Consider the following 5,840-nt stretch of genomic DNA (forward strand, 5'->3'; position numbering starts at 1 on the left):
AACGCTCAGCGTAAGCTTGCTAACTCTACCCTCGCTTTAAATACCTCTTATCAGAGACTCTCAAGTGGTCTTCGCATCAACAGCTCTAAGGATGACGCTGCAGGCCTGCAGATCGCAGATCGCTTAACCTCCCAGATAAATGGTTTAAATCAGGGTAACCGCAACGCAAACGACGGTATTGCTTTAGCTCAGACCATTGAAGGTGCGCTCGACGAGACCACCAACATGCTGCAGCGTATCCGTACCCTTGCTGTTCAGGCTGCTAACGGTACTAACACCGAGAAAGATCGTAAGGCTCTCCAAGAAGAAGTTGATTCTCTCTGCGCCGAAATTACTCGTATCGGTCAGAAGACTACCTTTGCAGGCGCTCATGTTCTCATGAGTGCTGGTGCTAAGAACGGTAATACCCCTCTTGACACCTTAAAGGATGCTACAGGCAAGTATTTCTTCCAGGTTGGTGCCAATGCCAACGACATGATCACTCTGGCCATTTCAGAGGGCTTCCACATGAGTGGTATTGCCACCATGGCTAATATTGAGCTTAACAATAAGGCTATTGGCCTCTCTAGAAATAACACTGGCGTTACACGCTGGCTGGTACATCAGGCAAGTCTGGCACAGGCAACCTTAGGCAACATCGATAAGATGATTGAAATCGTTGATTCTAAGCGTGCGGCCCTAGGCGCAATCCAAAATCGTATGGAAAGCACCATCCGCAATCAGAGCTCTATTTCTGAAAATGAGTCTGATGCACGCAGCCGTATTCGCGATACTGATTTTGCCTCTGAAACTGCAGCCTTAACTCAAAATCAGATCATTCAGCAGGCCTCTCAGACCATCCTTTCACAGGCCAATCAGCGCCCTACCGTGGCTCTGAGCCTCTTAGGCGGTCGCTAGATCTCATAATTTTCATTAACGTATCTTTCAAGGCCGCTCATTCTTCATTGCGGCCTTATTTCTTTATAGCTACTGACAATATAAACCCACCATAGACCTCTTTTGCTCTTGTTGTTCTCTCTTTGTCGCTAGCTACTCTATGATCTTTTCATCGGTTTTGTTGCTACAGTGCAGGTTGCTGCTTGCCTATTCTCTTAGCTAAAAGATCAGATCAAAGATACGCGCATTCTCTCTACTGCAAGACATCTCCATTTGATTTAGCAAACTATGAGCAAGACTACTTCAACTAGCCATAGCACCTCATCACATGCTCAGCCTAATGAGAATAAGTCAAATGGCGACGCTAACCTTAGTTGCAGCAAAAACCGCTCAAAGCTTGGCAAATTTATGCGCTATAGCGCTATGGCCTTGGCTGTGGGTGCGTTGTTTGTACTTGGTGGTGCGTTGTTTGTACTTGGTGGTGCGTTTGTCTGTGCTCCTGATATGAGCAAGTATGAGCAACGCTCAGAGACGCTCTATGATCGCGCCGGCAATATCATCTACACCTCTCTTAGCGACGGTGACTATCTTAGAATTAAGACTGATGCACAGGACGTAGACCCACTGTATATTAAAATGCTGCTATCTTCTGAAGATGAGCGCTTTTACATGCATCCTGGTGTAGACCCACTATCTGCTGCTCGTGCTCTTGTTAGTAATGTGAGCTCCTTAAAGAGAGTATCTGGAGCCTCAACCCTTGCTATGCAAGTGTGTCGCATGCTTGAGCCTAAAGAACGAACTATCTTTAGCAAGGTGCGTGAAGCCCTCGGTGCACTCTATATCACTGCTGCATATGGTAGAGATGAGATCTTAAATATGTATCTCACCTTAGCTCCATTTGGTGGCAATATCGAAGGTGTTACTGCAGCAAGCTATAGCTACTTCAATCATGGGCCACAGCATTTAACTCCAGCAGAGGCTGCGCTCTTAGTAGCTCTGCCACGCTCACCTGAGTCTATGCGTCCTGATAGACGTCCCAAGGTTGCCAAATACTATCGCAATGAGGTGCTCAAAAAGGCTGTTGCCGATGGTCTTATCAAGGCAGATATTCTTGCCACTGCCACTGAAGAGCAACTACCAGGATTACGCTATAAGCTCCCTCAGAGCGGCTATTATCTTGGCCAATCGCTCTTCAAAGGAACCTTGCGTACCCCTGACCTTCTTGAATCAGCATCAAGTCTAGATGACATTAGCGCCCATGGTGGCAGCGATGGAATGGACATAGCTCTACCTCGTGAGATGGTAAGTAGCATTGATCCTGAGATTCAGCAAACGCTCTTAGATGCTGTTGAAGTACACGCTAAGATGTACGTAAATGCTCAAGAGCAAGACAACATCGCCATAGTAGCTGTTGATAATAAGACTTTTGAGGTTAAAGGCTATGTGGGCGGCGTTGGCCCTGCCTACTCATTTGTGGATGCTGCACAATCTATTAGATCGCCAGGCTCTGCGCTTAAGCCTTTTGTCTATGGCATGGCATTTGAACAAGGTCTTCTGCATCCTAATACCGTATTACTCGACTCAGCAAAGCTCTATCGAACCTATCAGCCTAGAAACTTTGATCGCCTCTTCTTTGGTGAAGTTACAGCCTATCTAGCACTGCAAGCCTCATTAAATCTCCCTGCATTAGATCTAATGACAGCTATCGGCCCTGTTAACTTCATCAGAAGGTTTAATGCGCTTAAAAACACCCTACCTTTTGAGCGCGGCAGAGTATACCCACCGCTTAAGCATGGTGAGAGTAGCATTCTATTAAGCCCTCAAGAGCAATCCGCCTTCATGCAGGCACTTGCTGATACTAAAGACAGCAAGCAAAGTCTAAGCTCTAACAATAGTTCCAATCTAGCTGCAGTTAAAAGCCAAGATCTTAAAGACCTTCCAAGCGCTAAGCAGTCTGATGAAGAGCAGCTACTCGCTATACTTAAAGCTAGGCGTAATAGCTCCTATCCACAAGGTCGACTAGTACTTCCTAACTATGCGGCTCCAGATATCTCCATAGCGCTTGGAGGTACTGGTATTAGCTTATTTGACCTTACGCAGATGTATGCAGCTCTCGCTAATGACGGCATGATCAAACCACTGCGTATTACTCCAGTAAAGAACACTCAGTTAGGCAATAAAGATCATGGCAAGCTATTGAGAGACAAGGATCATGAGAGCGAGCATGGTCAGGACGGACCATCTGCAAGCATTAGTGGAGATAATACTGTTGTATCTTCAGCTAAGGCTGGCTTCGTGGTTGGCGAAGCAAAGATGATGGAGAACGATGCAGCGAGAGCTGTATACAAGATCTTAGAGGGTTCTCTTGAACCTTTGGGCTTTTACAACGAACACATTAAGGTGTCTTATAAGACTGGCACCTCTTTTAAAAGCCGTGATTCTTGGGCTGTAGGCTCACACAACAATATCACCGTAGGCGTTTGGGTTGGCCGCAATAATGGCCGTCCAACTAATGGCTATACTGGCTACTCAGTAGCAGCCCCTGTGCTCTTTAACGTCTTTAATACTATTGAGACTATGCCTCGATCTGACTTAGGAGAGCTCCATAGTGTCTTACTGCAGCCAACGCCACCAGTGGCGCTTAGCAGTATTGAGATTAAGGATATTGGACGTGTGCAAAAGCGTCGTGGTGATACGCTCAAGCAAGAGAAGAGCTTAGCTAATCAGCATGCACCAGATGGTCTTGCACGATCTTCTGCATCTGCTTCTACTACTGCTAATAGTTTTGGCTCTGCAAGCAAGGCAGCTAACAACACCAATGATCTACGTTTAGTCTTCCCAATTGATGGCTCGCGTATGAACGTAGGCTTCTCTAAGCGTATTATGATTCAGTTCAATGGCGGTGTTGGCCCATACTATGTCCTTATCAATGACGAAGTACATGATAAGCTTGACTACTTTGAGCCTCAAAAGGATGGCTTTTATAACATTACTGTCATTGACAGTAAAGGTAAGTCTGTATCATCTCAGGTCTTCATTCAAGGCATTGATAAGAATCAAAAGCTATCTGTTGATGCCAAAAGTGACTAGCTACCAGAAGGTTACCTCGGCATACTAATAGTTTCATCTTGGCTATAAGTACAAGTAGTGATCTTAAGGTTTGGTATTAACTAAGATAGTTGTCGCTAGCTAGCTAGCTTAGCCATGATCTTTGTAAGAGTTGTATGCGTCTTATAGCAGCTCATAGCCGCTATTCGCTTGCCAAACTAAATGCCCATATATATCAGGCTTTGGTTAAAAGATTACGTCTTAAGTCCTTTGGTCAAAAATAAGGGATACAATCTTACTTCACTCATCACTAACCTTTGCTTGATAAGAGGTCTGAAACTTATGGGTCATCGCTATATCACCACAGGATCGTTTGAGACTTTTGAAAAGCTTATCTCTAAAAGTTTGGTGTATATAGATAAGAGTGGCCCTGCTGCAATGCTAGGTAGCGAGCGCAGATGCTTTTTGCTAACTAGGCCACGTCGTATGGGAAAAACTACTTTAGTCTCGACACTAAAGTATCTCTTTACTCATGGCACAGTTGGCACTGATAGCTTAGAGTGTTTTGACAAGTGGAAAGATCCTTATCGCTATTTTGTCTTTCACTTTTCTTTCCATACTTATGACTACTTTAGTGTTGAGGGCTTTAAGCGGTCTTTTATAAACAAGCTTAAAGATTATGCCGACTTCTTTGACCTAAGTATTCCTCAGGATTTAGACCTTGTAGCTATAGTTGAGTGGCTACTTAAGTCTGCAGTGGCGCAAATGTCTAATGACGAGTTTAAGGCTAAACACCCTGAGCTTATCAATGGCGACAGACCATTTTGCCAAAGTGAGCTTGTCTTACTCATTGACGAGTACGATGCACCGCTAAATGATAATATTGAGAACCATGAGGTATTTGCTGGTTTAATCGATGAGTACCGAAGGCTCTTTAGTGCGCTCAAAGACTTAAGCATGCGCTTTGTATTTGTTACAGGCGTAAGCTCATATGCTCATAGTGCAATTTTCTCGGGGGCAAATCCGTTTTCTAATGTCACCTTGGATGAAAGATACGCCACATGCTGCGGCTATACCAGCAGTGAGATCGAGCATTATTTTGCTCCTGAGATCGAGCATGCGCAAAAGACTTTGGGCATTACTCATGATGAGCTAATGGAAAAGCTTGAGTACTTTTACTGTGGTTATCAATTCTGTACGAGCAACTCATCAAAGCCAAGGCTGTTCAATCCTGTTAGCATTTCGTCTTTCATAAATTACCCAGCGGCTGGATTTGAGGGCTATTGGAGCGCTACTAGCTCTAATGTGACCTTCATGTATAGGCTAATGGAGCTTGCTTCTGTTAGTGTTAATAGCATGCTCTTTAAGAGCCTCTTTGCAGATGGTAGCGAACAAGCTCTAAATGCCTACTCAGATCATGTCGGCATCATGGACTTTTTCACCCTTGCTGTTAACACTAAGGACTTAAGCTTAAACAATCCATACCTACTTGCCGTGCCCAAACACGCTTTATTAAGCCGCAGCAAGCAATATCATGAGCTAGATTCGTTAGAGGCTATTGTCATCTTGTTTCAATCAGGCTACCTGAGCATCAAGGGATATATTGGTGACACCCTGTTATTGGGCATTGCCAATCATGAAGTAGCAAAAGCTTTAGCTGACCTTATATATGACTATTCATTCTCTAATAATGAGTTGAGTAAGCTTGCTCAACGATACCTCGAGATCAATAGTTCATATGATGATCTGTTTGCAGTACTGCGTAATGGGGCTGATGGCTTAGCTCAATTAATTAACCAGATTTTCAGCGATGAACCTTGGGAACTCTTCTCTGAAAATACCCATGAAACTGTAGTCGTTGCATCTATCTACAGATTTCTACAATTTTCTGGATGTTCAACTTTTAGAGAGATGAC

The 5,840-nt window shown here is 44.3% G+C and carries 3 protein-coding genes; all 3 read left to right on the plus strand.

Annotation, left to right across the window (positions count from 1 at the left end):
- Nucleotides 1–897 (plus strand): flagellin (locus RDO37_RS07100; protein WP_308498586.1); only part of this gene is annotated, 897 nt, incomplete at its 5' end.
- Between the two features lie 267 nt (nt 898–1,164).
- Nucleotides 1,165–3,966: a transglycosylase domain-containing protein gene (locus RDO37_RS07105; protein WP_308498587.1), complete on the plus strand. Its 2,802-nt coding sequence runs from the start codon at nt 1,165–1,167 to the stop codon at nt 3,964–3,966.
- A gap of 300 nt (nt 3,967–4,266) precedes the next feature.
- A partial coding sequence (locus RDO37_RS07110; RefSeq protein ID WP_308498588.1) for an AAA family ATPase occupies nt 4,267–5,840 on the plus strand: 1,574 nt, incomplete at its 3' end.

The organism is uncultured Anaerobiospirillum sp. (assembly GCF_902485895.1).
Taxonomy (GTDB): domain Bacteria; phylum Pseudomonadota; class Gammaproteobacteria; order Enterobacterales; family Succinivibrionaceae; genus Anaerobiospirillum; species Anaerobiospirillum succiniciproducens.